The organism is Amycolatopsis sp. NPDC051045, assembly GCF_040682955.1.
GTDB lineage: Bacteria > Actinomycetota > Actinomycetes > Mycobacteriales > Pseudonocardiaceae > Amycolatopsis.
Window position 1 is genome coordinate 145198 of sequence record NZ_JBFBCC010000013.1, and the last position, 25527, is coordinate 170724.

At 73.0% G+C, this 25527-nt stretch carries 22 protein-coding genes and 2 tRNA genes; 12 read left to right on the plus strand and 12 right to left on the minus strand.

Going from position 1 to position 25527, the window contains the following annotated elements:
- The first annotated feature begins 9 nt into the window (after positions 1–9).
- From AB0M80_RS28060 to fgd, 3 genes are read left to right on the plus strand one after another with little or no spacing between them, the layout of a single operon-like run.
- A complete protein-coding gene (locus tag AB0M80_RS28060; RefSeq protein ID WP_364570941.1) occupies positions 10–741 on the plus strand; it encodes a CoA-transferase in 732 nt (243 codons plus the stop codon).
- The gene (locus AB0M80_RS28065) at positions 738–1793 is read left to right on the plus strand and encodes a nitronate monooxygenase (protein ID WP_364570943.1); all 1056 of its coding nucleotides are present in this window, start codon (positions 738–740) and stop codon (positions 1791–1793) included. The genes AB0M80_RS28060 and AB0M80_RS28065 overlap by 4 nt, the downstream gene beginning before the upstream one ends.
- 2 nt (positions 1794–1795) lie before the next feature.
- The gene (gene fgd / locus AB0M80_RS28070) at positions 1796–2800 is read left to right on the plus strand and encodes a glucose-6-phosphate dehydrogenase (coenzyme-F420) (RefSeq protein WP_364570945.1); all 1005 of its coding nucleotides are present in this window, start codon (positions 1796–1798) and stop codon (positions 2798–2800) included.
- Here the strand turns inward: fgd and AB0M80_RS28075 are convergent, their stop codons facing one another.
- The 3 genes from AB0M80_RS28075 to AB0M80_RS28085 are packed head-to-tail and all read right to left on the minus strand — an operon-like array spanning position 2801 to position 5888.
- Positions 2801–3952, minus strand: coding sequence for an acetyl-CoA C-acetyltransferase (locus AB0M80_RS28075; RefSeq protein WP_364570946.1), 1152 nt, complete (start codon positions 3950–3952; stop codon positions 2801–2803).
- Between the two features lie 8 nt (positions 3953–3960).
- On the minus strand, positions 3961–4731 hold the full coding sequence (locus AB0M80_RS28080) for an SDR family oxidoreductase (RefSeq protein ID WP_364571186.1): 771 nt from the start codon (positions 4729–4731) through the stop codon (positions 3961–3963).
- A gap of 11 nt (positions 4732–4742) precedes the next feature.
- Positions 4743–5888 carry an acyl-CoA dehydrogenase family protein gene (locus AB0M80_RS28085; protein WP_364570948.1) on the minus strand — a complete coding sequence of 382 codons (1146 nt, stop codon included), beginning with the start codon at positions 5886–5888 and terminating at the stop codon, positions 4743–4745.
- A gap of 82 nt (positions 5889–5970) precedes the next feature.
- Between AB0M80_RS28085 and AB0M80_RS28090 the strand changes: the two genes are divergently transcribed.
- The 5 genes from AB0M80_RS28090 to AB0M80_RS28110 are packed head-to-tail and all read left to right on the plus strand — an operon-like array spanning position 5971 to position 11453.
- The gene (locus AB0M80_RS28090; RefSeq protein ID WP_364570950.1) at positions 5971–7503 is read left to right on the plus strand and encodes a FadD3 family acyl-CoA ligase; all 1533 of its coding nucleotides are present in this window, start codon (positions 5971–5973) and stop codon (positions 7501–7503) included.
- Positions 7500–8345: an enoyl-CoA hydratase gene (locus AB0M80_RS28095; RefSeq protein WP_364570951.1), complete on the plus strand. Its 846-nt coding sequence runs from the start codon at positions 7500–7502 to the stop codon at positions 8343–8345. The genes AB0M80_RS28090 and AB0M80_RS28095 overlap by 4 nt, the downstream gene beginning before the upstream one ends.
- Positions 8345–9472 carry an acyl-CoA dehydrogenase family protein gene (locus tag AB0M80_RS28100; protein WP_364570953.1) on the plus strand — a complete coding sequence of 376 codons (1128 nt, stop codon included), beginning with the start codon at positions 8345–8347 and terminating at the stop codon, positions 9470–9472. Before AB0M80_RS28095 ends, AB0M80_RS28100 begins: the two co-directional genes overlap by 1 nt.
- Positions 9469–10392: an acyl-CoA dehydrogenase family protein gene (locus AB0M80_RS28105; protein ID WP_364570955.1), complete on the plus strand. Its 924-nt coding sequence runs from the start codon at positions 9469–9471 to the stop codon at positions 10390–10392. The genes AB0M80_RS28100 and AB0M80_RS28105 overlap by 4 nt, the downstream gene beginning before the upstream one ends.
- Positions 10389–11453, plus strand: coding sequence for an acyl-CoA dehydrogenase family protein (locus AB0M80_RS28110; protein ID WP_364570956.1), 1065 nt, complete (start codon positions 10389–10391; stop codon positions 11451–11453). The genes AB0M80_RS28105 and AB0M80_RS28110 overlap by 4 nt, the downstream gene beginning before the upstream one ends.
- Here the strand turns inward: AB0M80_RS28110 and AB0M80_RS28115 are convergent.
- Together AB0M80_RS28115 and AB0M80_RS28120 are read right to left on the minus strand one after the other, a co-directional pair.
- The gene (locus tag AB0M80_RS28115) at positions 11443–12192 is read right to left on the minus strand and encodes a sigma-70 family RNA polymerase sigma factor (RefSeq protein WP_364570958.1); all 750 of its coding nucleotides are present in this window, start codon (positions 12190–12192) and stop codon (positions 11443–11445) included. The genes AB0M80_RS28110 and AB0M80_RS28115 overlap by 11 nt on opposite strands.
- A 160-nt stretch (positions 12193–12352) precedes the next feature.
- Positions 12353–12784, minus strand: coding sequence for a VOC family protein (locus AB0M80_RS28120; RefSeq protein ID WP_364570960.1), 432 nt, complete (start codon positions 12782–12784; stop codon positions 12353–12355).
- A 46-nt stretch (positions 12785–12830) separates the two neighbouring features.
- Between AB0M80_RS28120 and AB0M80_RS28125 the strand changes: the two genes are divergently transcribed.
- Positions 12831–13493 carry a GntR family transcriptional regulator gene (locus tag AB0M80_RS28125; RefSeq protein ID WP_364570962.1) on the plus strand — a complete coding sequence of 221 codons (663 nt, stop codon included), beginning with the start codon at positions 12831–12833 and terminating at the stop codon, positions 13491–13493.
- Positions 13494–13503: 10 nt separating this feature from the next.
- On the opposite strand, the gene AB0M80_RS28130 is transcribed toward AB0M80_RS28125, so the two are convergent.
- The 3 genes from AB0M80_RS28130 to AB0M80_RS28140 all read right to left on the minus strand — a co-directional run bounded on the left by AB0M80_RS28130 (position 13504) and on the right by AB0M80_RS28140 (position 17788).
- The gene (locus AB0M80_RS28130) at positions 13504–15426 is read right to left on the minus strand and encodes a DNA/RNA non-specific endonuclease (protein ID WP_364570964.1); all 1923 of its coding nucleotides are present in this window, start codon (positions 15424–15426) and stop codon (positions 13504–13506) included.
- Between the two features lie 128 nt (positions 15427–15554).
- The gene (locus tag AB0M80_RS28135; RefSeq protein ID WP_364570966.1) at positions 15555–17186 is read right to left on the minus strand and encodes a CocE/NonD family hydrolase; all 1632 of its coding nucleotides are present in this window, start codon (positions 17184–17186) and stop codon (positions 15555–15557) included.
- On the minus strand, positions 17183–17788 hold the full coding sequence (locus AB0M80_RS28140) for a helix-turn-helix domain-containing protein (RefSeq protein WP_364570968.1): 606 nt from the start codon (positions 17786–17788) through the stop codon (positions 17183–17185). The genes AB0M80_RS28135 and AB0M80_RS28140 overlap by 4 nt, the downstream gene beginning before the upstream one ends.
- A gap of 80 nt (positions 17789–17868) precedes the next feature.
- Here AB0M80_RS28140 and AB0M80_RS28145 point away from each other — a divergent pair, with 80 nt between their 5' ends.
- Positions 17869–18882 (plus strand): alcohol dehydrogenase catalytic domain-containing protein, encoded by a 1014-nt coding sequence (locus AB0M80_RS28145; protein WP_364570970.1) that lies wholly within the window; start codon positions 17869–17871, stop codon positions 18880–18882.
- 39 nt (positions 18883–18921) lie between these two features.
- On the opposite strand, the gene AB0M80_RS28150 is transcribed toward AB0M80_RS28145, so the two are convergent.
- Positions 18922–20487, minus strand: a complete 1566-nt coding sequence (locus AB0M80_RS28150) for an adenylate/guanylate cyclase domain-containing protein (protein WP_364570972.1) — start codon at positions 20485–20487, stop codon at positions 18922–18924.
- A 104-nt stretch (positions 20488–20591) separates the two neighbouring features.
- On the opposite strand from AB0M80_RS28150, the gene AB0M80_RS28155 reads away from it, so the two are divergent.
- Both AB0M80_RS28155 and AB0M80_RS28160 read left to right on the plus strand, forming a co-directional pair.
- Positions 20592–21494, plus strand: a complete 903-nt coding sequence (locus AB0M80_RS28155) for a diiron oxygenase (RefSeq protein ID WP_364570973.1) — start codon at positions 20592–20594, stop codon at positions 21492–21494.
- Position 21495: 1 nt separating this feature from the next.
- A complete protein-coding gene (locus tag AB0M80_RS28160) occupies positions 21496–22974 on the plus strand; it encodes an FAD-dependent oxidoreductase (RefSeq protein WP_364570974.1) in 1479 nt (492 codons plus the stop codon).
- 110 nt (positions 22975–23084) lie between these two features.
- On the opposite strand, the gene AB0M80_RS28165 is transcribed toward AB0M80_RS28160, so the two are convergent.
- The 3 genes from AB0M80_RS28165 to AB0M80_RS28175 form a co-directional block, all read right to left on the minus strand.
- The gene (locus AB0M80_RS28165; protein ID WP_364570976.1) at positions 23085–25337 is read right to left on the minus strand and encodes a hypothetical protein; all 2253 of its coding nucleotides are present in this window, start codon (positions 25335–25337) and stop codon (positions 23085–23087) included.
- Between the two features lie 26 nt (positions 25338–25363).
- A tRNA-Asn gene (locus tag AB0M80_RS28170) sits at positions 25364–25435 on the minus strand.
- 9 nt (positions 25436–25444) lie between these two features.
- A tRNA-Arg gene (locus AB0M80_RS28175) sits at positions 25445–25516 on the minus strand.
- Positions 25517–25527: the final 11 nt, after the last annotated feature.

Genomic DNA, 25527 nt, shown 5'->3' on the forward strand with positions numbered 1-25527 from the left:
GGTGTGCGCATGAGTGCGACCCGGGCCGAAATCGCCGTGGTGGCGGTGGCCGAGCTGTTCCGCGGCGACGGCGAGATCGTCGCCAGCCCGATGGGCCTCATCCCGCAGCTGGGCGCGAAACTCGCCCGGCTGACGTTCGAACCGGACCTGCTCATGTCCGACGGCGAGGCGTATCTGGTCACGCCGGACGGCGTGGTCGAGGGCTGGCAGCCGTTCCGCAAGATGCTGGACACGATCGTCCCGCACGGACGACGGCACGTGGTGATGGGCGCGAACCAGATCGACCGGTTCGGCAACCAGAACATCTCCGCCATCGGCGACCACGCCCGCCCCAAGAAGCAGCTGCTCGGCGTCCGCGGGGCCCCGGGCAACACCGTCAACCACCGCACCAGCTACTGGGTCCCCCGGCACGGCACGCGGATCTTCGTGGACAGCGTCGACGTCGTTTCGGGCGTGGGCTACGACAACGCGGCGAAGGCGGGCCCGTCGGCGGAGAAGTACCACGACGTGCACCGGGTCGTCACCAACCTGGGCGTGTTCGACTTCGCCACCCCCGATCACTCGATGCGGGCGGTGTCGGTGCACCCCGGCGTCACCCGCGACGAGGTCGTGGCGGCGACGACGTTCGAAATCGACTTCTCCGGGGCCGGAACCAGCCGGGAGCCGACGGCGGAGGAACTGCGGCTCATCCGCGAAGTACTGGATCCGAAGAGCCTGCGTGACAAGGAAGTCCCGGCGTGAAGACCGCACTCACCCGGCTGGTGGGGGTCGAGCACCCGATCGTGCAGACCGGGATGGGCTGGGTCGCCGGCCCGCGGCTGGTCTCGGCGACCGCCGAAGCCGGGGCCCTCGGCATCCTGGCGTCCGCCACGATGACCTACCCCGAGCTGGAAGCGGCGATCGCCGAGGTCAAGAAGCGAACGGAGAAGCCGTTCGGCGTGAATCTCCGCGCGGACGCGGGTGACGCCGGCGAGCGCGTCGACCTGCTGATCCGCGAGGGCGTCAAAGTCGCGTCCTTCGCGCTCGCGCCGCGGAAGGAGATGATCGCGAAGCTGCGCGACCACGGCATCGTCGTGATCCCGTCGGTCGGCGCCGCCCGGCACGCCGAGAAGGTCGCCGCCTGGGGCGCGGACGCCGTCATCGTCCAGGGCGGCGAAGGCGGCGGGCACACCGGCGGCGTCGCCACCACCCTGCTGCTGCCCTCGGTGCTCGACACGGTCGGCATCCCGGTGGTCGCCGCCGGCGGCTTCTTCGACGGCCGCGGCCTCGCCGCCGCGCTGGCGTACGGCGCGGCGGGGGTCGCGATGGGCACCCGCTTCCTGCTGAGCAAGGAGAGCACGGTCCCCGACGACGTCAAGCGGCTCTACCTCGAGCAGGGCCTCACCGGGACGGTCGTCACCCGGCGCGTCGACGGCCTGCCGCACCGCGTGCTGCGCACCGACCTCGTCGAGAAGCTCGAACGCACCGGCCGCGTCCGCGGCCTGGCGCAGGCCGCGCGCAACGCGCTGCGCTTCCGGAATATCACCGGCCTGTCCCCGGTTGCGATGGTGCGAGAAGGCTTCGCGATGAAGCACGGCAACGATCTGACGTGGAGCCAGCTGGTCATGGCGGCCAACACCCCCATGTTGTTGCGGGCGGGACTGGTCGAAGGCCGGACGGACGCGGGAGTGCTAGCGTCGGGACAGGTGGTGGGCATGATCCACGACCTGCCCACGGTGGCGCAGATCGTCGAGGGCGCAGTGGCCGAGGCAGGTGAGATCCTGCGGCGACTCGGCCGGGAAACGGGAGGATGAGCGTGGCGTTGAAGGTCGGTTACAAGGCATCGGCGGAGCAGTTCGGGCCGCGGGACCTGGTCGAGTACGCCGTGCGCGCCGAAGAGGCCGGCCTCGACTCGGTCTGGGTGTCCGACCACTTCCTGCCCTGGCGGCACGAAGGCGGGCACGCGCCGTGGGCGTTGGCGTGGATGCCGGCGGTGGCCGAGCGGACCAGCCGGGTGCAGATCGGCACGAGCGTGCTGACCCCGACGTTCCGGTACAACCCGGCGGTGATCGCGCAGGCGTTCGCCACGATGTCGCTGCTGTCGAACGGCCGCGTGATCCTCGGCGTGGGGACCGGCGAGGCGCTGAACGAGATCGCCGTCTCGGGCCGCGAATGGCCGGAGTTCAAGGAGCGCTTCGCCCGGCTGCGCGAGTCGATCAAGCTGATGCGCGAGCTGTGGGCCGGCGAGAGCGTGTCCTTCGAAGGCGACTACTACACGCTGGTCAACGCCAACATCTACGACCGGCCGGAGCAGCCGGTCCCGGTCTACATCGCCGCGGGCGGCCCGGTCGTGGCCAAGTACGCGGGCCGGTCCGGTGACGGGTTCATCTGCACCTCGGGCAAGGGCATGGACCTCTACACCGAGAAGCTGATGCCGGCGGTCGTCGAGGGCGCGAAGGCGGCCGAGCGCGCCCCCGAGGGCGTCGACCGGATGATCGAGATCAAGATGTCCTACGACCGCGACCACGAGAAGGCGCTGGAGAACACCCGGTTCTGGGCCCCGCTGTCGCTGACGCCGGAGCAGAAGCACAGCGTCTCCTCGGCCGAGGAGATGGAACGGCTGGCCGACGAGCTGCCGATCGAGCAGGTCGCCAAGCGGTGGATCGTGGCGTCGGACCCGGACGAGGCTATCGCCCAGATCAAGCCCTACCTGGACGCCGGGCTCAACCACCTCGTGTTCCACGGCCCCGGTCACGACCAGGAACGGTTCCTGACCCAGTTCTCCGAGGACGTGCTGCCGAAGCTGCGCGCACTGGGCTGATCAGAGCCGTTCGATGATGGTGACGTTGGCGGTGCCGCCGCCTTCGCACATCGTCTGCAGGCCGTAGCGGCCGCCGCGGCGCTCCAGCTCGTGCAGGAGCGTCGCCAGCAGCTTGGTGCCGGTGGCCCCGATCGGGTGACCGAGGGCGATTCCGCCCCCGTTCACGTTGACCCGGCCGGGGTCCGCGCCGGTTTCGTCCAGCCAGGCCAGCACCACGCTGGCGAACGCTTCGTTGACCTCGAACAGGTCGATGTCCTCGATCGCCAGCCCGGCGCGCCGCAGCGCGTGCGCCGTGGCCGGGATCGGGCCGGTCAGCATCCACACCGGGTCCGCCGCCCGCACCGACAGGTGGTGGATGCGGGCTCGCGGCGTCAGGCCGTGCTCCTGCACGAACGCCTCCGACGCCAGCAGCGCCGCGCTCGCGCCGTCGGAGATCTGGCTGGCCACCGCGGCCGTCAGCCGGGAACCTTCGCTCAGCGGCTTCAGGCCGCGCATCCGCTCCAGGCTGGTGTCCCGGCGCGGCCCCTCGTCGTGCCGGAACTGCTCGACCGGAACGATTTCCGCGTCGAAGGTGCCTTCGTCGACGGCCGCGGACGCCCGCTGGTGGCTGCGCAGCGCGTACTCCTCCATGGCCGCGCGGCTGATGTCCCAGTGCTCGGCGATCATGTCCGCGCTGCGGAACTGCGAAACCTCGACACTGCCGTAGCGCTCCTGCCAGCCCTTCGAGCCGGAGAACGGGTCGTCGAAGCCGTACTCGCGCCCGGCCAGCATCGCCGCGCTGATCGGGATGCGGCTCATGTTCTGCACGCCCCCGGCCAGCACCAGGTCCTGCGTCCCCGACATGACCGCTTGGGCGGCGAAGTGCACGGCCTGCTGGCTCGACCCGCACTGCCGGTCGACGGTCACCCCCGGCACGTGGTCGCCGAACCCGGCCGCCAGCCACGCGGTGCGCGCGATGTTGCCGGCCTGCGGGCCGAGCGTGTCCGTGCAGCCGAAGATGACGTCGTCGACGCAGTCCGGGTCGACGCCGGCGCGCTCGACGACCGCCTTGATGACGTGCGCGCCGAGATCGGCGGAGTGCCACCCGGACAGCGCGCCGCCGCGCCGCCCCACCGGGGTGCGGACCGCGTCGAGGAGGAAGGCTTCGGGCACGGGAGCTCCTAGGGGTGCTGGCTGCTGACGGAGACGACTTCGCCGGTGAGGTAACTCGCGTAGCCACTGGCGAGGAAGACCACGACGTTGGCGACCTCCCACGGCTGCGCGGCCCGGCCGAACGCTTCCCGCTTGGTGAGGTCGTCCAGGAGTTCGTCGCTGGTCACCTTGGCCAGGAAGGGGTGCATGGCCAGGCTCGGCGCGACGGCGTTGACGCGGACGCCGTGCTCGGCGGCGTCGAGGGCCGAGCAGCGCGTCAGCGCCATCACCCCGGCCTTGGCCGCGGCGTAGTGGGCCTGGCCGGCTTGGGCGCGCCAGCCGATCACCGACGCGTTGTTGACGATCGCCCCGCCGCCACCCTGCGCCACGAACCGGCGCAGGGCCGCGCGGGTGCAGCGGAAAGTCCCGGTCAGCGTGATGTCGAGGACCCGCGACCACTCGTCGTCGGTCATGTCCAAGACCGACTTCGTGCCGCCGAGCCCGGCGTTGTTGACCAGCACGTCGAGGCGTCCGAAGTGCTCGGCGGCGCCGTCGACGAGCGCCTGGACCTGGTCTTCCCGCGTGACGTCGCAGGGGATGGCGTGGACCTTGCCCAGCTCGGCCAGCTCGGCGGCCTTCTCCGCCAGCCGCCGCTCGTGCCAGTCGCTGACGACCACGCTCGCGCCTTCTTCGAGGCAGCGTCGGGCGACGGCCGAGCCGATCCCGGTGCCGGCCGCCGCGGTGACGACGACGACCTTTCCGGAGAGCAGGTCGTGGCCGGGTACGTAGTGGGGGAGCACGGTCTGGGGGATCACGGGCGGGCCTCCCTGGGCAGGCCGAGCACGCGCTCGGCGATGATGTTCCGCTCGATTTCGTCGGAGCCGCCGTAGATGGTGTCGGCGCGGGTGAACAGGAACAGCCGCTGCCACTCGTCCAGCTCGCCACCGCCGGTGGTGAGGGAGCGCGCGCCCCGGGCGCGGACGGCCAGCTCGCCGAGCCCGCGGTGCCACTGCGCCCACAGCAGCTTGCCGACGGCGACCTCGGGCCCGGCGGCCTGTCCGAGGGTGCGCAGGGCGTGCGCGCGCAGCACCCGGAGCCCGATCCGGGCGCGGGCGAGGTCGGCGCGCAGCAGCGGGTCGTCGTAGGTGCCGGTGCGCTGGGCTTCGGCGACGATGTCGTCGAGCTCGCGGCGGAAGCCGATCTGCTGGCCCAGCGTCGAGACGCCGCGTTCGAACCCGAGGGTGGCCAGCGCGATCCGCCAGCCGTCGCCGGGCTCGCCGACGACCAGGCTCGCGTCCGTGCGGGCGTCGTCGAAGAAGACCTCGTTGAACTCGGAAGTGCCGGTGAGCTGCTGGATCGGCCGGATCGTGACGCCGTCCCGGCGCAGCGGCACCAACAGGTAGGACAGGCCGTGGTGGCGCCGGGAGCCGGGCTCGGTGCGGGCGACGACGAAGCACCAGTCGGCCACGTGCGCCAGTGACGTCCAGATCTTCTGACCGTTGAGCACCCATGCGCCGTCGCGCAGGACCGCGGTCGTCGAGACGGCGGCGAGGTCGGAGCCGGCTCCGGGTTCGGAGTAGCCCTGGCACCAGAGTTCTTCGACAGCGAGGATCTTCGGCAGGAACCGCCGTTGCTGCTCGGGCGTGCCGAAGGCGATCAGGGTCGGGCCGAGCAGCTGTTCGCCGATGTGGTTGACGCGGGCCGGGGCGCCCGAGGCCGCGTATTCCTCGTGGAAGGCGACCTGCTCGGCCAGGGACAGGCCGCGGCCGCCGAACTCGGCCGGCCAGCCGACGCAGGTCCAGCCCGCCGCGGCCAGGTGCCGCTCCCAGGTCAGCCGCAGGTCGAACTCCTCGTGCTCGCGTCCCGGCCCGCCCAGGCCGCGCAGCCGCGCGAACTCGCCGGTCAGGTTGTCCGCGAGCCAGCCCGCGACCTCGCGGCGGAATCGCGTCGGTTCCACGCACGCCTCCTTGCTGCCGGGCCGGTCCGGCACCTAGGGTAATGAGAACACGTTCTACTTTGTCGGTCCAGAGGAGGGTGTGGTGGGACAGACCACGATCCCGGCCGTCGTTCGCGATGCCGCCGCGAAGTTCGGCTCCGCGGAGGCCCTGGTCGACGACCGCGTGCGGCTCGGCTACGACCGGCTTCTGGAACGTGTTCGGACGGTGGCCCGTGCGTTCGCCGCGGGCGGCGTCCAGGCGGGCGACCGGGTCGCGATCGCCCTGCCCAACACCCACCACTGGGTCTTGACGGCGCTGGGGGCGCTCTACGCGGGGGCGACCCTGATCCCGGTCAACACCCGCTTCACGGCCACCGAGACGGTGGACCTGCTCGTCCGCGGCCGGGCCAAGGCCCTCGTCGTGGCCGCCGACTTCCTCGGCGCCGACCGCCACGCCGCGATCCGGGAGACCGGCGCGGCGCTGCCGGACCTCCGCACCGTCGTCCGGGTGGCCCTGCAGGAGCCGCACCGGCCGGTCGAAGGCACGGTGGGCTGGGACGAGTTCCTGGCCTCGGCCGAGCGGGTCACCGAAGCCGAGGCCGAGGCACGGGCGGACGCCGTCGGACCGGACGACGTGAGCGACATCCTGTTCACCTCCGGCACCAGCGGCCGCTCGAAGGGGGTGCTGTCGGCCCACCGCCAGGCGATCGACGTCGCCGCGGCGTGGGCGGACTGCGGCCGGGTCACCGCCGACGACCGGTACCTGGTGATCAACCCGTTCTTCCACAGCTTCGGCTACAAGGCCGGGATCCTGGTGGGCCTGCTGACCGGCGCGACGATCGTCCCGCAGGCGGTGTTCGACGCGCGCGCGGCGCTGGAGGTCATCGAGCGGGAGCGGATCTCCGTGCTGCCGGGCGCGCCGACGATCTTCCAGTCCCTCCTGCACGAGCCGCGCAAGGGCGACCTGTCCTCGTTGCGGCTCGCCGTCACCGGGGCGGCCACCGTCCCCGCCTCGCTCGTGCGCCGGATGCGGGCCGAACTCGGGTTCGAAACCGTCCTCACCGCCTACGGCCTCACCGAAGCCGTGGTGGTGACGATGTGCCGGCCCGGCGACACCGCGGAACTCGTCGCGAGGACGTCCGGCCGGGCGACCGCGGGCTTCGAGGTGGCGATCCAGGGTGCGCCGGGCGAGATCGTGGTGCGCGGGCCGAACGTGATGCTCGGGTACCTCGACGACCCGGAGGCCACCGCGAAAGCCGTCGACGAGCAGGACTGGCTGCACACCGGCGACGTCGGCGAGCTCGACGCCGCCGGGAACCTCACCATCACCGGCCGGCTCAAGGACATGTACATCTGCGGCGGCTTCAACGTCTACCCGGCCGAGGTCGAACACGCCCTGACCGAGCTGGCCGGCGTCCGCGACGTCGCCGTGGTCGGCGTCCCGGACGAGCGGCTCGGCGAGGTCGGCAAGGCGTTCGTCGTCGGCGCCGGGCTGACGGAGGAGACGGTCCTGGCCTTCTGCCGCGAGCGGCTCGCCAACTACAAGACCCCGCGGTTCGTCGAATTCCTGGACGAGCTGCCCCGCAACGCTTCCGGCAAGGTGCTGAAGCGGCTGCTGACCGAGGAGAACGCATGAGTGAACCGGTGGTCCTCGTCGAGCGGCGCGGACCGGTCGCGGTGGTCACGATGAACCGGCCGGACTACCGCAACGCCCAGAACTCCGCGATGACCTACGCCCTCGACGACGCCTTCGCCCAGGCCGTGAACGACCCCGAGGTCAAGGTGATCGTGCTGGCCGGGGCGGGCAAGCACTTCTCGGCGGGGCACGACATCGGCAGCCCGGGCCGGGACGCGGACGTCAGCTTCGACCGGCGCGCGGTGATGTGGTGGGACCACACCGGCCGCGACGGCGGTGACCGGCGGTTCGCTCGCGAGTCGGAGGTGTACCTGGGGATGTGCCGCCGGTGGCGGGAGATCCCGAAGCCGGTGATCGCGAGCGTGCAGGGCGCGTGCATCGCGGGCGGGTTGATGCTGGCCTGGGTGTGCGACCTGATCGTGGCGTCCGATGACGCGTTCTTCGCCGATCCGGTGGTGCGGATGGGGATTCCCGGGGTCGAGTACTTCGCGCACCCGTGGGTGCTGGGTCCGCGGGCGGCGAAGGAAGTGTTGTTCACCGGCGAGCGGTTCACCGTCCAGCAGGCCAAGGAGTGGGGCATGATCAACCGGATCGTGCCGCGCGCCGAGCTGGAGCAGCACACGCTGGAGCTGGCGGAGAAGATCGCCGGGATGCCGCCGTTCGGGCTCGCGCTGGCGAAGAAGGCGGTCAACCAGGCCGAGGACCTGATGGGCATGCGGTCCGGAATGGACTCCGTGTTCGGCCTGCACCACCTGGCGCACGCCCACAACGCGGAGACGTCGGAAGATTCGCTCGGCGGGCAGTCCGCGCGGTCGATGCGCGACGCGGGCCAGGGGGCCTGATGGACCTCGACGTCGACGAGGCATCGGCCGCGTTCCGCGACGAAGCACGGGAGTGGCTGGCCGGGCACGTGCGGGTGTTGCCGTCGATGGACACCGCGGAGGGGTTCGCGGCGCACCGCGAATGGGAAGCCGAGCTGGCACAGGCCCGGTGGTCGGTCGTGTCGTGGCCGCGCGAGTACCACGGCCGCGACGCGTCGATGGTGCAGTGGCTGCTGTTCGAAGAGGAGTACTACGCGGCGGGCGCGCCGGGCCGGGTGAGCCAGAACGGCATCTTCATGCTCGCCCCCACCTTGTTCGCCCACGGCACGCCGGAGCAGCGCGACCGGATCCTCCCGCCGATGGCCCGCGGTGAGCAGGTGTGGGCGCAGGCGTGGTCGGAACCCGAGGCGGGCAGCGACATCGCCGCGTTGCGCAGCACGGCGGTGCGCACCGACGGCGGCTGGCTGCTGTCGGGGCAGAAGACGTGGAGTTCGCGAGCGGCCTTCGCCGACCGGGCCTTCGGGCTGTTCCGCACCGACCCGGACGCGCAGCGGCACCACGGGCTGACCTATTTCATGGCCGATCTGCGCGCCGACGGCGTCACGGTGCGGCCGGTCGCGCAACTGGACGGCGAGCCCGGGTTCGCGGAGATCTTCTTCGACGACGTGTTCGTCCCCGACGAGGACGTGATCGGGGAGGTGGGCCAGGGTTGGCGGGTCGCGATGACCACGGCCAACAACGAGCGTGGCCTGTCGCTGCGCAGCCCGGGCCGGTTCCTCGCCGCGGCCGGCCGGCTGGTGGAGCTGTGGCGCGAGCACGGGGCGCCACTGTCCACTCGGGACCGTGTCGCGGATGCGTGGATCGGCGCCCGGGCCTACCAGCTCTACACGTACGGCACGGTGAGCCGCCTGGCCGACGGGGGCGAGCTGGGCCCGGAGTCCAGTGTGAACAAGCTGTTCTGGTCGCACCTGGACGTCGCGTTGCACGAGACGGCGCTGGACGTGCTCGGCCCGGCGGCGGAGACCGACCGCGGCTGGGTGGACGGGTACCTGTTCTCCCTCGCCGGCCCGATCTACGGCGGCACCGACCAGATCCAGCGCAACACCATCGCCGAGCGGCTGCTGAAACTGCCGAGGGAGCGCCGATGAGGTTCCAGCTTTCCCCGGAACAGCGCCAGTTCTCGGCCTCGCTGCACGACTTCCTCGCCGGCGCGGACACCGCGGCGGTCGCGCGGGCCTGGGCGGCCGGGGAGCACGACCGCGGCCTGAAGCTCTGGCGCGGCCTCGCCGAACTCGGTGTCCCCGCGCTGCTGGTCGACGAGGACCACGGCGGGCTCGCCGCTTCGCCGGTCGACGTGGTGGTCGCCTTCGAAGCGCTCGGCTACCACGCCGTGCCCGGACCGCTGGTGGAGACGGCCGTCGTCGCTCCCTCGGTGCTCACCGGCGAGCGGCTCACCGCGCTCGCCCGAGGCGACCTCCTCGCCACGGTCGTCGCGCCCCCCGAGGTGCCCCTGGCCCTGGACGCCGACGTGGCCGGCGTGGTCCTCGACCTGACCGGCGGGGAGGTCACCGAGCCCGGGCTCGAGTTCGTCCGGTCGGTCGACCCGGCGCGGCGGCTGTTCCGGGTGACCGGCCCGACGCGTCCCCTCGCGGCCCCGGCCGCGTTCGACCGCGGTGTCCTGGCCGTGGCCGCCCAGCTCCTCGGCGCGGGGCAGTGGCTGCTGGACACCTCGGTGGCGTATGCGACGCAGCGCCGTCAGTACGGCCGGGCCATCGGCGAATACCAGGCGATCAAGCACCTGCTGGCCGACGTCGTCACGCAGCTCGAGCTCGCCCGGCCGCTCCTCTACGGTGCGGCGGTCGCCGGTGAAACCTTCGCCCGTGATGTTTCGGCGGCGAAGGTCATGGCCGGTGACGCCGCGTACTCGGCCGCGCGGATCGCGCTTCAGGTGCACGGCGCCATCGGCTACACCGCCGAACACGACCTGGGGCTCCGGCTGACGAAGGTGCGCGCTCTGGCCGGGGCCTGGGGTACCGGTTCGTTCCACCGGGCGCGGGTCCTGCGATGACGGATCCGCTGGACACCGAGCAGGCCCGGGCGCTGCGGGACGCGGTGCGTTCGTTGCTGTCCCGGCGGTCGGGCCCGGCGGCGGTGCGGGCCGCGGTGGAGTCACCGCTGGGCTACGACGACAAGCTGTGGTCGACGCTGTGCGAGCAGATCGGCGTCGCCGCCCTGGCGATCCCGGAACAGTACGGCGGCGCGGGTGCCGGTCTCGCCGAGGCGTGCGTCGTGCTGGCGGAACTCGGCCGGACGCTCACACCGGCGCCGATGCTGGGCTCGGCCGTGCTGTGCGGTGAGGCTCTGCTGCGCACCGGGAACGAGGAAGCCTGCGAGCGGCTGCTGCCGGGGATCGCCGCGGGAACGACCCTGGCGGCGCTGGCCTGGTCCGGCGCGGACGGCCGGTGGACGCCGGCGCTGACGGCGTGGGGACGTAGCAAGCTCGACGGCCGCGCCCACTACGTCCTGGACGGCGATCTCGCCGACGTCGTTCTCGCCGTGGCCCGCACGGAGGACGGCGCCGGCCTGTTCGAAGTTCCGGTCGAGGGCGTCCGCCGGCACCGCGTCACGAGCCTGGACCCGGGCCGGCGCCTCGCGGTCGTCGAGTGCGCTTCGACGCCGGCCCGGCGGCTCGACATCGGGGGGTTCACCGAACAGCTGCGGCAGCTGCGCGACACGGCGGTGGTCGCCGTCGCGGCCGAGCAGGTGGGGGCGGCCGCGCGGGCGCTGGAGCTGACGGTCGAGTACACGAAGCAACGCCGTCAGTTCGGTCGCCCGATCGGGTCGTTCCAGGCGCTGAAGCACCGGATGGCCGACGTGCACGTCCACGTCGAGGCGGCGCGTTCGGCGCTGTACGCGGCGTTGGTCGACGGCGACCCCGAAGCCGTCGCGACCGCGAAAGTGGTGTGCGGCGAGGCGTTCGCCCACGCGGCGGCGGAGATGATCCAGCTCCACGGCGGCATCGCGATCACCTGGGAGCACGACGCCCACCTGTACTTCAAGCGCGCCCACGGGACCGCTCTGCTCTTCGGCGACCCCGCGGGTTTCCCCGGTCCCCGGCTCAGCCGGTGAGCCGCACCGCCGAGCCGGGCAGTTCGCGGTTCGCCTCGTCCAGGCCGCGCACGACCAGCCGGCAGGCGGGGCAGCCGGCGACATGCTCGGCGACGGCGTTCGCCCGGCGCGGCGACAGGGCACCCCGGACCCAGGCACCCATCCGCCGCCGGGGTTCGCGGCAGGTCGGCTCGGCCGCCTCGGGCACCTGGACCTGCAGGTAGGCCTGCCGCAGCCCTTCCCGCGCCCGCATCGCCAGCGCCGCGACACTGTTGGGCGACAACCCGAGCGAAGGCGCCACCTCCGTCGGCGTGCCGCCCTCGGCCTCGGTCCGCCACAGCACCGTCCGCCACCGGCCGGGCAGGGTGCAGTAGGCCGACCACACCAGGTGGGCGTTCGACCGGCGCAGGGCGAGCTCGTCGGCCCCGCCGCCGCCGGCGACCGCCTCCGGGATCGTGGCGCGAAGCTCGACCCGGCTGCGCTGCCTGCTCCACCGGGACACCAGGTTGCGCATGGTCACGACGAGGTAGGGCCGCAGGTCCCCGTGCGGCCCGCCACCCGCGCGGACCACCGCGAGCACCCGGGCGAACGTCTCGGCGACGAGATCGTCCCGCTCGGCGGGCTGCCGGGCCCAGGCCCCGGCGGTCCGCCACAGCGGCTCGGCGTGCCGCCGGAAGAGCCGGCCTGCCGCATCGAGATCACCGCCCCGCAGGGCGGCGAGCAGCACGGAGTCCGGCGGCTCGTCGTCGGCTGGTTCCATGACGTCTCCCGGGTTCGGCACGCTCGGTCACCCCTGGGTACCCAAAGTGAGCGGGATCGGTGCGGTCCGTCGCCAGGTGACCCGATCGAGTGGTCCCGGGGAAGCCGGCTCAAAGGGCGTGTCCCGGCCGAAAGGGGGCGAGCTCCCTCGCCGGGCCGGATCAGGCCGCGAAGACCTGGGCGTCGTCGGCGAAGGCCTTGAACTCCAGCGCGTTGCCCGCCGGGTCGAGCAGGAACATCGTCCACTGCTCGCCGGTCTGGCCCTCGAACCGGACGTACGGCTCGATCACGAACTCCGTGCCCGCCGCGCGCAGCCGGTCGGCGAGGGCCTGGAACTGCGGAACGGTGAGGATCAGGCCGAAGTGCGGCACCGGCACGTCGTGGCCGTCGACCGGGTTGTGGATCCGCTTCGGGCCGGCCGGGGCCAGGTGCGTCACGAACTGGTGGCCGTGCAGGTTCCAGTCGATCCACGTCGGCGCGCTGCGGCCCTGCGCGAGGCCGAGGACTTCGCCGTAGAAGCGGCGGGCGGCGGCCAGGTCGTCCACCGGCATCGCCAGGTGGAAGCGGGGGATGGGCGAGTCGAGGACGGTCATGGTGACTCCCTTCGCGAAGGTCTTGTCCAGATGTTAACATTAGGACATGAGTAGTCCGAGTGGGCCGGCTCCCGCCCGTCGCCGGGGGCTGGCCGAGGAAGTCGCCGACCGGATCCGCGACGCGATCTTCGACGGCGTCTACGCCCCCGGCGGCCAGCTGCGCGAAGTCGAGCTGGCGGAGGCACTCGGCGTCAGCCGCGGACCGGTGCGGGAGGCGCTGCTCAGGCTGGAGCGCGAGGGCCTGGTCCGCAGCGAGTGGCACCGCGGCACCACGGTGACGGCACTGTCCGGCGAGGACGTCGCCGAGCTCGACAGCCTGCGGGCGGCCCTCGACCACCTGGCCGTCGGGCTGGTGGTGGCCCGCGCTTCGGCGGAGGCCCTGACCGCGATCGACGCCGTGGTGCGGCGGATGGAACGCGCGGCCGGCGAGCACGAAATGGTCCGCTGCGACCTCGAGTTCCACGACGCGGTCTACGGGGCCGCCGGGCACCGGCGGCTGCGCGAGGCGTGGCAGGCGATCCGCTCGCAGGTGCACCTGTTCCTGCTGACCCGGATCGGCGTCGCCACCGACGGCTACCTCGCGGGCATCCCCGCGGAGCACCGGGAGCTCGCGGCGGCCCTGCGGGCCCGTGACGGGGAGACGGCGCTCGCGCTCTTCGCCGAGCACCGCCGCCACGCCTTCGAAGTCCTCAGTGGACGAACCACCTAGCGGAACGTCTTCAGAGCACCAGGTCCGCCGCCGTCCGGATCTCCTGCACCGCGCTCGTCGATTCCAGGACGGCGAGGGGGTCGGCACCCGGGAGGTCGCCGAACGACAGGCCCGTCAGCTCGGCGATCCGGCGGACCGGCACCTGGTACGTGCGGTAGGCGCCGTAATCGAATTCGCCGGCCGCCTCCAGGCCCCTGATGAGCTCCTCCTGGCTCAGCAGGTACGCCGTCGCCGACAGCGTCCCGCGGGCCTTCACCATCGCCACGACCTTCCAGAACTGGCGCGGCAGCTGCACGCCGCGGTAGTGGTCGTCGTCGGCGGCCAGTACCGGGCCGGTCACCACGCTGACCTTCAGGTCGAAGTTGTCCGCGTTGTTCAGCACGTAGTCCTCGAGCCCGGCCCACGTCGTCTTGTTCTGGTTGAAATCCTTGTGCTGCGGCGAACAGTTCGTGAAGTGGAACGTGTCGTCGTTGCCCAGCCGGGCAATCGGCTCCGTCGCGCCCCACGCCGGATCGAGGCGGCGGACCAGGTGCCCGCGGTCGAGGGGGTTGTCCCGGTAGATCTCCTCGCCGATCTGCTCGGTCGCGGCGACCCGCGGGTCGAGCGACCAGTGGTCGGCTTCACGGTGGAGCGACCGGCTGGTGCGCCCGTCGATGTTGACCGCCGTGAACATCGCCAGGCGCCGCTGCCGGTGCATCACGACGCTGAAGTGGTGGTACGGCAGCACGTACCGCGGCTCGCCGGTGGCCTGCCGGTTGATCGCCGCCAGCGGGACGAGCGCGTCGGGCAGCCCGGGCAGCGGCACGGTGTGCCCGGGCAGGAAGGCCGGGTCATAGCCTTCGCGGTTCGAGTAGTCGGGGTCGATCCGCCCGGTGGCCGGTTCGGCGCGCAGCCGGATGTCGAACGGCATCGAGAGCGTGAGCACCTGCGGCGCGCCGCCGGTGACCGGCCGCGCGCGTTCGGGCCGGACGGACAGCCCGTCGAGCAGGGCCTGCTGCGTCGGCGGGAACGGCCGGCCCCGCAGGAACTTCAGCAGCTTGCTGACCCGGATGCCCTCGTTGAGGAAACCGCCGTACTCCGCGCGGCCCTCCGCCGGGACACTGGCGTGGTGCAGCGCCACGACCTCCCACTGGTCGTTGAACACCGGCGAGCCGGACGAGCCGGGTTCGGTGTCGGTTTCGTAGTGCAGGAACTCCTCCAGGACGTCGACGACCCGGTTTTCCCGCAGCGCGACCTGTTTCTTGCCGCCCCCGGGGTGCTGCACGATGGTGACGAAGTCGCCGACGATCGCTTTGCCCTCGCTGCCGATCAGCCGGTTGTAACCGAAGGGCCGCAGTTCGTCCGCGGTCGCTTTCACGGCGACGAGCGCGAAATCGAGGGCGTGGTCCGCGACGAAGAAGCGGTCCGGGTCGAGCGCGAAGGCCCGCACCGGCCGGGGGAGGCCGTCGATGCCGTCCTGGTAGTCGAATTCGATGACGCTGAACCCCGCGGTGGCGGCGTCCGGCAGTACGTGGTGGTTGGTGAGCAGCAGCTCCGCCGACACCAGCGATCCGGTGCCGTAGCCGACGAGCCGGCCCTGGTCGTTCCGGATGTTCACCCGGCCGACGGCGGCCGAAGCCGTGACGCCGCCTTCGAGGTACCCCACGCCGAGCAGGTCATCGGTCGAAACGATGCGTTCGAGGATCGCGCCGGCGGCCGTCATCGCCGCCGGGTCCCCGGCCGCGATCGCCGCCGGGCTCACCGGCCGGACGTCGGGGTAGTAGCGGCCGAGCCGGTCGATCCGGGTCGCCACCCGGCTCGGCTCGTCGGCCTCGGCGATCCCGCCGGGCGTGCGCAGCAGCGCGATCTTGGCCTGCCGTTCCCCGGTGCGCTCGGCGGCGCGCCCGGCCGCGGCTTCCTGCTGCTCGGATTGCCGGTCCGTCTGGACGTCCACGATGCCTCCCGGAGGGCGGGTCGAAACACCGCGTTAGTCGCGGGGCCCCCGGGCGTGTTACACGATTTCCGGCGCGTCGCCGGGAATTCTTTTTCAAGCCGTTCTGCCGTTTTTTCGCGCGGTCGAGGCTATTGCCGAAAATCACGCACGGGAAGCACGATCGCCGACGCGTGGGCCGGGTCGTGGTGGACCTCCTGGTCCGCGGCGCGCAGCGTCACCGCGGTGGCGTGGGGTTCGCCGGTGCCGGGATTGCGGGCGTAGCGCGGGAAAGCGCCGCTGGAAACCTGGACCCGGATGCGGTGCCCGCGCCGGAACCGGTGCGCCGTCGGCCACAGCCGCACCGGGACGGCGGCCAGTTGATCCGCGTCGCGCAGGCTGGTGAGGCCGTCGCAGACGTTGACCGAACGGCCGTCCGGGCCGACGTCGCAGAGCCGGACGAAGACGTCGGCGAACCGCAGGCCGGAACGGAACCAGATCTCCGCGCTCACGTCCCCGATCACTTCGACGTCGTCGCCGAGCACGGCGGTGGTGTAGGTGAGGACGTCGGCGCGGGCTTCGAGCTTCGCGTTGTCCACCCGGCCCGCGTCGGGGGCCATGCGCACGCCGCCGGCCGCGGGGGTCGGATCCGCCGGGTCGTAGCGGTACCGGGCGGGGGCGGACTCCCCGGGCGGCTCCGGGGCCAGTGCCCCGCCGCCCTGCAGGTGGAACCGTTGCGGCGCATAGCCTTCCGGCGGCCACGAAGCGAAGTCGCGCCAGGCTTCCTCGCCCATGACGAACAGCCGGACCGGCGCCCGCTCCGGCGGTTCCTCGCCGCGGGCGTGCGCGAGCCCGAACTCGAGGGTTTCCCGCAGCGTCTGGCCCGTCCCGGCGAGCAGGTCCGGACGGCCGGCGTGGGTCCACGGCCCGACCGTGAGCCGCGGCCGCCGTCCCGCCTCCTGCAACGTGCGGAAGTCGCGCAGCTGGCCGGGCAGGAAGATGTCGTACCAGCCGGCGACCGAGCTGACCGGAACGGTGACGTCCGCGACGCGGTGCCGGTGGTCGGCCGCGGCCCAGCCGGGGTGGTGCTCCGGGCGGGTGAGGACGTCCTGGATGTAGTCGGAGCGGTGGCCGATGGCGACGACGTCGGCCTGGGCGAGCGGCCGCGTGTTCAGCGCCTGCTCCAGCTTCTTCGCCTGCGCGCGTTGCCGGAACAGCGCGAACCGGCGCTCCTGGACCGCGACCTGGACGCCCCACCCGAACGGCGTCTCCAGGGAAAGACCGTCCTCGCGCAGGAATTCCAGCGTCAGCCCGGACTCGGTGACCTGGGGGATCATCGCCTTGACCTGCGGCGGCAGGCGGTCGGCCACCGCCCACTGCACGTAACCCAGGTAGCTGGCGCCGACGAGCACGATCGCGTCGCCGGACCACGGCTGCCGCACCAGCCAGTCCAGCGTCGCGAGGCCGTCTTCGCGCTCTTGGCGCAGGGGATCGAAGACGCCGCCGGAGCCGAAGCCGCCGCGGGTGCTCTGGATCAGCACCTGGAAGCCGCGCTCGGCCAGTGGACGCGCCAGGAGCGTCCCGAACACGCCGTTGCGGCCGTAGGGACTGCGCAGCAACGCGGTGGGGAGCCGCTCGCCGCCCGTGCGGGGGGCCCACCGGTCGGCGAGCAGCTCGACGCCGTCGGGCATGGGGACGCGCAGGTCCCGCTGGACGAGGAGGTTCCGCGTGGCGGGGGTGGGCAGCTTCAGCAACCGCTCGAGGAGAGGGCTGATCGGGTTCACCGGGGCTCCTTCGTGATCATCGTCGACACGACCGTGCGGATCCGCATCAACCGGCCGGTGAACTCTTCGGGGTCGAGCGGCTCCGGCCCCTCGATGACCCACGTGTTGACGAGCGCGGCGGCGCCGCCGGTCAGGAAGGCGGCGAGGTCCTCGACGCCCTGCGTGCCGAGCCGGCGGCCGAGCAGCCGGGCGACGTGCAGCCGGTTGAGCGGCAGGAACAGGCCGGTCAGCGCCTTGTTGAGGGCGAACGCGGACGAGCCGGTCAGCAGGGCCCGGTAGAACCGCCGGTGCGCGGCGAAGTGCCGGGCCAGCGCGAGCATCGAGGCCCGCTCGCCGTCCGGGGTCGCGTCGTCGGGCAGGTCGTCCAGCAGTTCCCGCCGGACGAGGTCGAGGGCGGCCTCCAGGACCAGCGCGTCGCGGTCACCGAACTGCTGGTAGAGCACCTGGCGGCTGACGTCCGCCGCCCCGGCGATGTCGGAGACGGGGACGGCCGCCGTGTCCCGGGCGCCGACGAGCTCGACGGCGGCCCGCATGAGCGCGGCCCGCGACCGGCGCACCCGCCGGTCCTTGGCGGGTGCTTCGATCGTCCAGTCGTCCGGCACCCCGTGATAATGGACAGGTGTCAAAAAAATAGCAAGTGTTCGGTAATCTGCCGCGGGCGCGGGGATGCGAGGATGCGGCCATGTCTTCGTCGATGCGGGCCTTCGTGCTCACCGGGCCGCGGGAGGGTTCGGTGCGGGAGGTCCCCGTGCCGCGGGCCGCCGCGGGCGAGGTCGTCGTCGATGTCGAGCGGGCCGGGGTGTGCGGCACCGACGTCGAGTTCTTCACCGGCGAAATGGCCTACCTGCACCAAGGGCACGCCGCGTACCCGATGCGGCTGGGCCACGAGTGGGCGGGCACGGTCTCCGCCGTCGGCGACGGCGTCGACCCCGCCTGGCTCGGGCGGCGGGTCATGGGCGACACCATGCTCGGCGACCGGTCGTGCCGCCGCTGCCGCCGGGGCCACCAGCACGCCTGCGAGAACCGGCAGGAGGTCGGGATCCGCGGCGGGCGGGCGGGGGCGCTGGCCGAACGGCTTGCCGTGCCCGCCTGGTCGTTGCACCCGTTGCCCGACGAGGTCGACGCCGTGCTGGGCGCCCTGGTCGAACCGGGCGGCAACGCGCTGCGCGCGGCCCGCGCGGCCGGCGTCGGCGCCGGCGATCGGTCACTCATCCTCGGACCGGGGACGATCGGGCTGCTGACGGCCCTGTTCCTGCGGGCGGCGGGCGCGGAAGTCCACCTCATGGGCGTGGACGACGGCGCTTTCGCCCGCGGTCTCGGGTTCGCGCACGTCTGGACCCGCGCCACGCTCCCTGATCTGCCCTTCGACGCGGTCGTCGACGCCACCGGCGCTCCCGGTTCGCCCGCGCTCGCCGTGGACCTCGTGGAGCCGGCGGGCCGCGTCGTCTACATCGGACTGTCCGGCCGGCCCAGCGTTGTCGACACGCGCGCGCTGGTGCTCAAGGACGTCACGGCGGTCGGGGTCCTGTCCGCCTCCCCGGGACTGGCCGAGACGATCGCCGCGTACGCGAGCGGAGCCGTCGATCCCCGGCCGCTGGTCGCGGCGACCGTGGGCCTCGAGCAGGTCGGCGCGGTGCTCGCCGGGGAGCGCATCGGCGGCCCGGGGCCGAAGGTCCACATCGACCCACGACGCTGACCGGTCGGGGCACGTGTCCCGCGGCCGGTTCGCGGGTGCTCAGCCGTTCTCGCCCGTGGCGGGGAGCCGAGGCGAGGCGAGCGTCGTCGGCCGGGTGCGTCCGCGCAGGGTGACGTCCTCGGTCGCCGTCCACCACGCCGCTTCGTCCGCGGCCGCGGACTCGACGGCCGTCCACGAAGCGAGGAGGCGGGCGGGTGCGTTCTTGGCCAGCTCGGTGAGCCGGGCGGCTTCGTTGACCGGGTCGCCGATCACCGTGTACTCGAAGCGGCGGGGGTCGCCGACGTTGCCCGCGACCGCGTCCCCGGTCGCCACGCCGATGCCGGCCGGGCCGTCCGGCACCTCGGCGGCCAGCCGCCGCGCGATCGCGCGGGCGGCGGCCAGCGCGCAGGTCGCGTGGTCGCGCAGCGGGGCCGGTGCGCCGAAGACGGCCAGCGCGGCGTCACCGACGAACTTGTTGACCAGGCCGTGGTGCCGATCGACCTCGTCGACCACCACCGTGAAGAACCGGTTGAGCAGGCCGACGACCTCCTCCGGCGGGCGGCTCGCGGCCAGCGCCGTCGACCCGACGAGGTCGACGAACAGCACCGAGACCGTGCGGACCGTGCCGCCCAGCCCGGTGGACGTGCGCATGGCCTCGACCGCGACTTCGTGGCCGACGTGCCTGCCGAACAGGTCGCGCATCCGCTCGCGTTCGGCCAGCCCCGCCGCCATCCCGTTGAACCCGGCCTGCAGCAGGCCGAGTTCGGTCCCGTCGTACACCGGGATCCGGGCGGCGAAGTCGCCGGCCCCGACCCGGTCCAGCGCGTCCCGCACCGAGGAGATCGGGTTCACCACCGCGCGGGCGGTGAACACGGTGACCAGCAGGCCGAAGCACAGCACGACCAGCCCGAGCGCGATCACCGACACGGCGAGCTTCGTGGTGGAGACGTCGCCGCGCACCCAGGCCAGCACCGCGGTGACCACCAGGCCGGCCACCGGCACCCCGGTGCCCAGGCACCAGAACAGCAGCATCCGCAGGTTGACGCCGCCGTTGACCGGGCGCGGCGAAGGGGTGTCCGCCAGGGCCAGCGCCGCGTACGGCCGCATGGCGAACTCGCCGAAGAGGTAGGCGATCGCGCAGACGACGACCGCGGCGAAGGCGACGACGAGGAACTCGGTGAGCACGACCTTCGGCTGCACGAGCGCCGCGAGCCCGCCGAAGAGCACCGTCGCGATGCGCCACAGCACGGCCTGCACGAGGGTGAGCCGCAGCGGGACACGCAGGCTCGCGGCGCGTTCGGCATCGGTCGGGCGGCGCCCGTCGGCCGCCCAGCGCAGGGTCCGGAGGGCGCCGCGGGTGCCCCACAGCGTGCCGGCGACGACCGCCGAAACGACGTACACCGGTACCGCGACGGCGGTCACGCGCACGAGGTCGCCGGACATGCCCGGCGCCGGCATGAGCAGCGCCGCGAGCCCGACCACGACCAGCGCGCCGATGACGTTGGTGGCGATCAGGGCCGCGGTGAGCAGCCCCTGGACGCGCCGGCGCAACGCGTCGGCGTTCTGGTCCAGCGGCCCGAGCAGCCCGGAGCCGAACGGCCTCGCGGGGGAGCGCCCTGCTTTCACGAAGTGAGTGTACGGTCGTTCACTGAATTGCCGGCAGACGGGTGCCGCAGGTATGTGTTACGGTTGGTAACAGTGAACTTCGGTAACACCTGAGGAGGTCGGTCGTGACGAGCATCAGCGAATCGGGCGTGTCGGACCGGGAGACCGTGGCGCGGCGGCTGCTCGACTCGTCGGAGCAGCTCTCCTACGACCCCGTCAAGGAGGTCGACTGGGAGACGCCGCTGGACACGGGTTACCACGGCGCGAGTCCGGAGTGGAGCACGCTCTACGGCACCTCCTACTGGGCCGAAATGACCCCCGAGCAGCAGCGCGAGCTGACCCGCCAGGAGGCGGCGTCGGTGGCCAGCACCGGGATCTGGTTCGAAATGATCCTCCAGCAGATGGTGCTGCGCGACTTCTACGCCAAGGACCCGGCCGACCCGGCGTTCCAGTGGGCGCTGACCGAGATCGCCGACGAGTGCCGGCACTCGATCATGTTCGCCCGCGGCGCGGCGAAGCTGCGGGCGCCCGCCTACCGGCCGCGCCGGTTCGTCGTCGAGCTGGGCCGGGTCTTCAAGGCCACCGCGACCGGGGAAGCCGCCTACGCGGCGATCCTCGTCGCCGAAGAGGTCCTCGACGTCATGCAGCGCGACTGGATGCGCGACGAGCGCGTGGTCCCCTTCGTGCGCACGATCAACAACATCCACGTCGTCGAGGAGTCGCGGCACATGAAGTTCGCCCGCGAGGAGACCCGCGAGCGGCTCGAAGGCGCCGGCTGGCTGCGGCGGCAGATCAACGGCCTGGTCGTCGCGATCGCGTCGTACTTCATCGTCACGAGCATGGTGAACGGCAAGGTCTACGAGAACGCCGGGCTGGACGGCAAGCGGGCACGGGGCGAGGCGAAGGCGAACGAGCACCACAAGTCGATGCTGCGCTCCAGCTGCTCCGGGCTGATGGAGTTCCTGCACTCGGCGGGCCTGCTCACCAAGCCGTCGCTGTGGTTCTACAAGCGCGCGAGCCTCATCTGACATGGCTTTCGCGATCACCCAGACCTGCTGCACCGACGCGACCTGCGTGTCGGTCTGCCCGGTCAACTGCATCCACCCGACGCCCGACGAGCCGGACTTCGGGCGCACCGACCTGCTCTACATCGACCCGGACACCTGCATCGACTGCGGGGCCTGCGCCGACGCCTGCCCGGTCGACGCGATCTTCCCGGCCGGTGAGCTGACCGGGCCGCTGCGGGCGTACGAGGAGATCAACGCGGAGTACTACGCGGGCCGGGACGTGCTGGCCCAGGCCACCGTCGCGCCGAACTTCCACCGGTGGTCGCCGCCGTCGTTCGGCCGTGTCCTCCCGAGCGACTTCGCGCCCCTGGACGTCGCGGTCGTCGGCACCGGGCCGGCGGGCATGTACGCGGTGGAAGACCTGCTGCTGCACACCAACGCCCGCGTGACGCTCGTCGACCGCCTGCCGGTGGCCGGCGGCCTGATCCGCTTCGGCGTCGCGCCCGACCACCCGTCGACGAAGAAGATCGGCGAGACGTTCGCCCGCTTCCACGACCACCCGCGGCTTCGCTTGCGGCTCGGCGTTTCGGCGGGTCCCGGCTTGGCCGCCCGGCACGACGCGGTGATCTACGCGGTCGGGGCCACGCAACCCCGGCGGCTGGGCGTGCCGGGCGAGGACCTGCCCGGCAGCCTGCCGGCCGCCACGGTCGTCGGCTGGTACAACGGCCACCCGGACGTCGGGCCGGACGCCGTCGACCTCTCGGCGGACCGCGTGGTCGTGGTGGGCACCGGCAACGTCGCCCTGGACATCGCCCGCATCCTCACCGCGGAACCGGCGGCGCTGGCGGGTACCTCGATCGCGCCGGAAGCGCTGACGCGGCTGCGGTCGGGCAAGGTGCGCGAGGTGGTGCTGCTGGCCCGGCGCGGCCCGGAGACGGCGGCGTACACGCGACCGGAGCTCCTGGCGCTGGCGGCCCGCGGCGACCTGGTGCTGGACGCGCACGACCCGCGCATCGCGGCGGCGATCGACAGCGCGGCGGCGGGGGAGAAGGCGGCATGGCTGCGGGGCGTGCTGCGCGAAAAGGTCGACTGGTCGGCCCCGCCGCCGGACGGCCGTCGCCGCGTCGTGCTGCGGTTCCACTCGACGCCCCTGGCCTTCACCGGCGACGCGGAAGTTCGCGGAGTCCGGGCGTCCGGCCCGGACGGCGAGGTCGAGATCGTGGCGGGCCGGGTGGTGCGCGCGGCGGGTTTCCGCGGTGCGCCGGTGCCCGGTTTGCCGTTCGACGAGGAGACGGGAACCGTCCCGAACGCCGCGGGCCGGGTGCCCGGGCTGCCGGGGGTGTATGTGGCGGGGTGGATCAAGCGCGGGCCGTCGGGCGGGATCGGGGCCAACAAGGCCTGCGCCCGGGAGACGGTGGGGACGTTGCTGGAGGACGCAGTGGCCGGGCGGTTGCCGGTGCGGCGCAGGGGAGCGGCGGCGCGGCTTTTCGGCCGCGGCTGAGCTGTTGCCGGAAACCGGGGTGGGAATCGGTTCCCGGCAACAGCTTCAGGGCTCGCCCGGGCGGGCCCTGAAGCGGTCGCCCGGGCGCCCTCGGCCCAAGGGCGCCCGGGTCACCGGCACCAGTGCGGACCGGTCGTCCAGCCCAGCAGCCGCCGTCCCGGACCGGCCGGCAGCGTGCCGTCCGCCGAGAACCTCGCGCCCTCCACCACTGCGGACAGGCCCGTCACCGCCGGCCCGAAGCGCTCGTCCAGACCCGCCTGCGTCACCAGCTCACCCAGGCGGACCACCGCCGCCCGCTGCTCCGCTTCACCGCAGAAGCTCAGGAAGAACACCGCCTGTCGCCAGGCGTAGGCGATGTTCTTGATCAGCTGCCGGTCCGCGTGGGGATTGCTCGTCCGCACGGCCAGGCGGCGCACCACCCACGCGAACACCTGCCCGGCCAGGCCGGGGCCCGCCTCGCGCAGCCGCGCCCGCAGGTCCAGCGTCTCCACCAGCACCGCCAGGTTGTGCGTGGTGAGGATCTGGCTCTGCTCGAGCACCATGCCGCCGGCCGCCACCGATCGTGGCCGGCAGCCCGCCCGCGCCTCGCACACCGCCGCGAAGTCGTCGGCGGTCCGCTTGCCCAGCATCCGTGTCCAGCGCGGCGCCGGTGTCGTCGTCCAGGTGGCCGGCAGGTCGTAGTACCGCGCGTACAAGGTGCCGGCCATGACGCGGCTGGTGGTCGCCGCCGCCGTGCGCCACTTCTCCGTGAACGTGCCCGTGAAGATGTCGGCCGCGAGTTCCTCCACCAGCGGCATCGGCCGCCCCGCCTGCTTCGCCAGCGCGCCGAGCTCGCGCACCAGCGTGTTCGGCAGGATCGCCTGCGGGAACGCGCCGAGCGCCAGCAGCACCGTCTGCGTCAGCGTGTGGCGCGCCGCCCTCGCGGCGTCGGGCCGCTGCGCCCGGAACGGCTCGAGCGCGCGGATCCACGGCAGCTCTTCGAGCCGGACCTGGTGCTCGAGGCCGAGCAGCAGCAGTCCGCGACGACGGCGGAAGGCCGCGTAGGTCTGCGCGTACAGCGCGGCCAGCCGCTCGTCCTCGACGTTCGCCGCCATCAGCTGCGCGGTGATCTGCGGCAGCACCGCCGCCAGGACGTCGCCCGAGGTGATCACGCCCCGCGCGACCAGCTCCTCGACCGGCGCCTCCACCGCACGGGCCGTCTTCGCGAGCAGGTGCGCCGGGACGACGTCCCCCGGTTCGGTGATCGGGTCGAGGGCGGGCAGGCCGCCGTCGCCGGGGTAGGCGTGGAGCCGCCCGGCCAGGACGGCCGCGAGCTCGGCGTGCGTCGGGCGCGCGGCCACCGCCGCCTGCACGGCCCGCAAGGCGGCCCGCCGCTGCGAACCCGGCTCGCCGTGCTTGGTGCTCGTGTTGGCCAGCGCCCGGCGGACCCAGCCGACGTCGCGGCCGGTGAGGGCGGCGCTGTCGTGCTCGCAGGCCAGCAGGGCACGGTGCAGACGGGCGAAGTTGCTCTTCGGGTGCGTGTGTGCGGTCGACGCGGTGTGCCGCGCACTCTGCGTCGCGTGGTCCGCGAGCCACTGCGCACGCCGCGATGCCCACCCCTCCGGCCACGTCCGGCACGGCCAGCCGCCGGTCACGCCGTCCGCGGTCAGCCGCGGCAGCTCGCCGTCGACCGTTTCCGCCCAGAGGGCGACCAGCCGGTCGAACAGCGGGTGCCACACCCGCACCGTCTCCAGCATCGCCGCGATCGCCGGCTTGGTCGTCGCCGCCCGCAGGGTCTCGCGGACCTCGCCGACCGTGGCCAGCCGCACCAGCGCGCCGGCCGGCCGCGGCGCCGCGCCGGGCAGCGGCGCCAGGCGCAGCCGGTGCAGCAGCGGCCGCAGCTCGGCGACCAGATCGAGGGCGGCCTCGGCGTGCCCGTGGTCGAGCAGCCAGGCGACGACGGGGAGTGCGGCGTCCTCCGGGACCGCCACCCGGTAGGCCTCGGTGGCCAGGGCATCGCGGAGGGCGGCGAGCCCGGCGTCGGTGAGGTACCCGAGGTTGACGCGCTCGCGGTCGGTGCGGCCCGGTGCGCCGGCGGGCACGGCGGCGCGTTCCTCCGGGCGCACGGGAACCTCGGCGAGGTACCGGCCGGTGGCGAACCCGCCGTGCGCGACCTCGAGGGTGACCCACGCCGGGGTGTCCGCGACCGGGGTCCGCGAGCCGGCCTTCAGCGTCCCGTCGGCCATGCCGTCGAGCACCTCCTGCCACCGCGCGGCCTTGGCACGGGCGCGGCGGCGGACCGCGGTGTCCGTTGTGGACGATGCGGTGCGCAGTGCTCGTTCGAGCTGCCCGTAGGCGTAACCGGGCGACGCCTCCTGCGTCATGGTGAACTCCCCCTGGTGCAGACGAGACTCGGAGGCAGGTCTCGAACCTGCGCCTTCCCGGGGAACAGCCGGTGTGCTGCCTGCTGAACCACTCCGAGCTGCGGGGGACATGGAGGCGGGACTCGAACCCGCGCCCTCCCGGACCGAAGCCGGGCGATCTGCCGCTGATCTACTCCATGCGATTTCCCGC

What these genes read in the sequence shown, in the direction of transcription:
- AB0M80_RS28100 (WP_364570953.1), top strand. Translation starts at nt 8,345, where the DNA reads ATGGACCTCGACGTCGACGAGGCATCGGCCGCGTTCCGCGACGAAGCA.
- AB0M80_RS28060 (WP_364570941.1), top strand. Translation starts at nt 10, where the DNA reads ATGAGTGCGACCCGGGCCGAAATCGCCGTGGTGGCGGTGGCCGAGCTG.
- AB0M80_RS28160 (WP_364570974.1), top strand. Translation starts at nt 21,496, where the DNA reads ATGGCTTTCGCGATCACCCAGACCTGCTGCACCGACGCGACCTGCGTG.
- AB0M80_RS28145 (WP_364570970.1), top strand. Translation starts at nt 17,869, where the DNA reads ATGTCTTCGTCGATGCGGGCCTTCGTGCTCACCGGGCCGCGGGAGGGT.
- AB0M80_RS28120 (WP_364570960.1), bottom strand. Translation starts at nt 12,784, where the DNA reads ATGACCGTCCTCGACTCGCCCATCCCCCGCTTCCACCTGGCGATGCCG.
- AB0M80_RS28095 (WP_364570951.1), top strand. Translation starts at nt 7,500, where the DNA reads ATGAGTGAACCGGTGGTCCTCGTCGAGCGGCGCGGACCGGTCGCGGTG.
- AB0M80_RS28105 (WP_364570955.1), top strand. Translation starts at nt 9,469, where the DNA reads ATGAGGTTCCAGCTTTCCCCGGAACAGCGCCAGTTCTCGGCCTCGCTG.
- AB0M80_RS28110 (WP_364570956.1), top strand. Translation starts at nt 10,389, where the DNA reads ATGACGGATCCGCTGGACACCGAGCAGGCCCGGGCGCTGCGGGACGCG.
- AB0M80_RS28165 (WP_364570976.1), bottom strand. Translation starts at nt 25,337, where the DNA reads ATGACGCAGGAGGCGTCGCCCGGTTACGCCTACGGGCAGCTCGAACGA.
- AB0M80_RS28125 (WP_364570962.1), top strand. Translation starts at nt 12,831, where the DNA reads ATGAGTAGTCCGAGTGGGCCGGCTCCCGCCCGTCGCCGGGGGCTGGCC.
- AB0M80_RS28115 (WP_364570958.1), bottom strand. Translation starts at nt 12,192, where the DNA reads ATGGAACCAGCCGACGACGAGCCGCCGGACTCCGTGCTGCTCGCCGCC.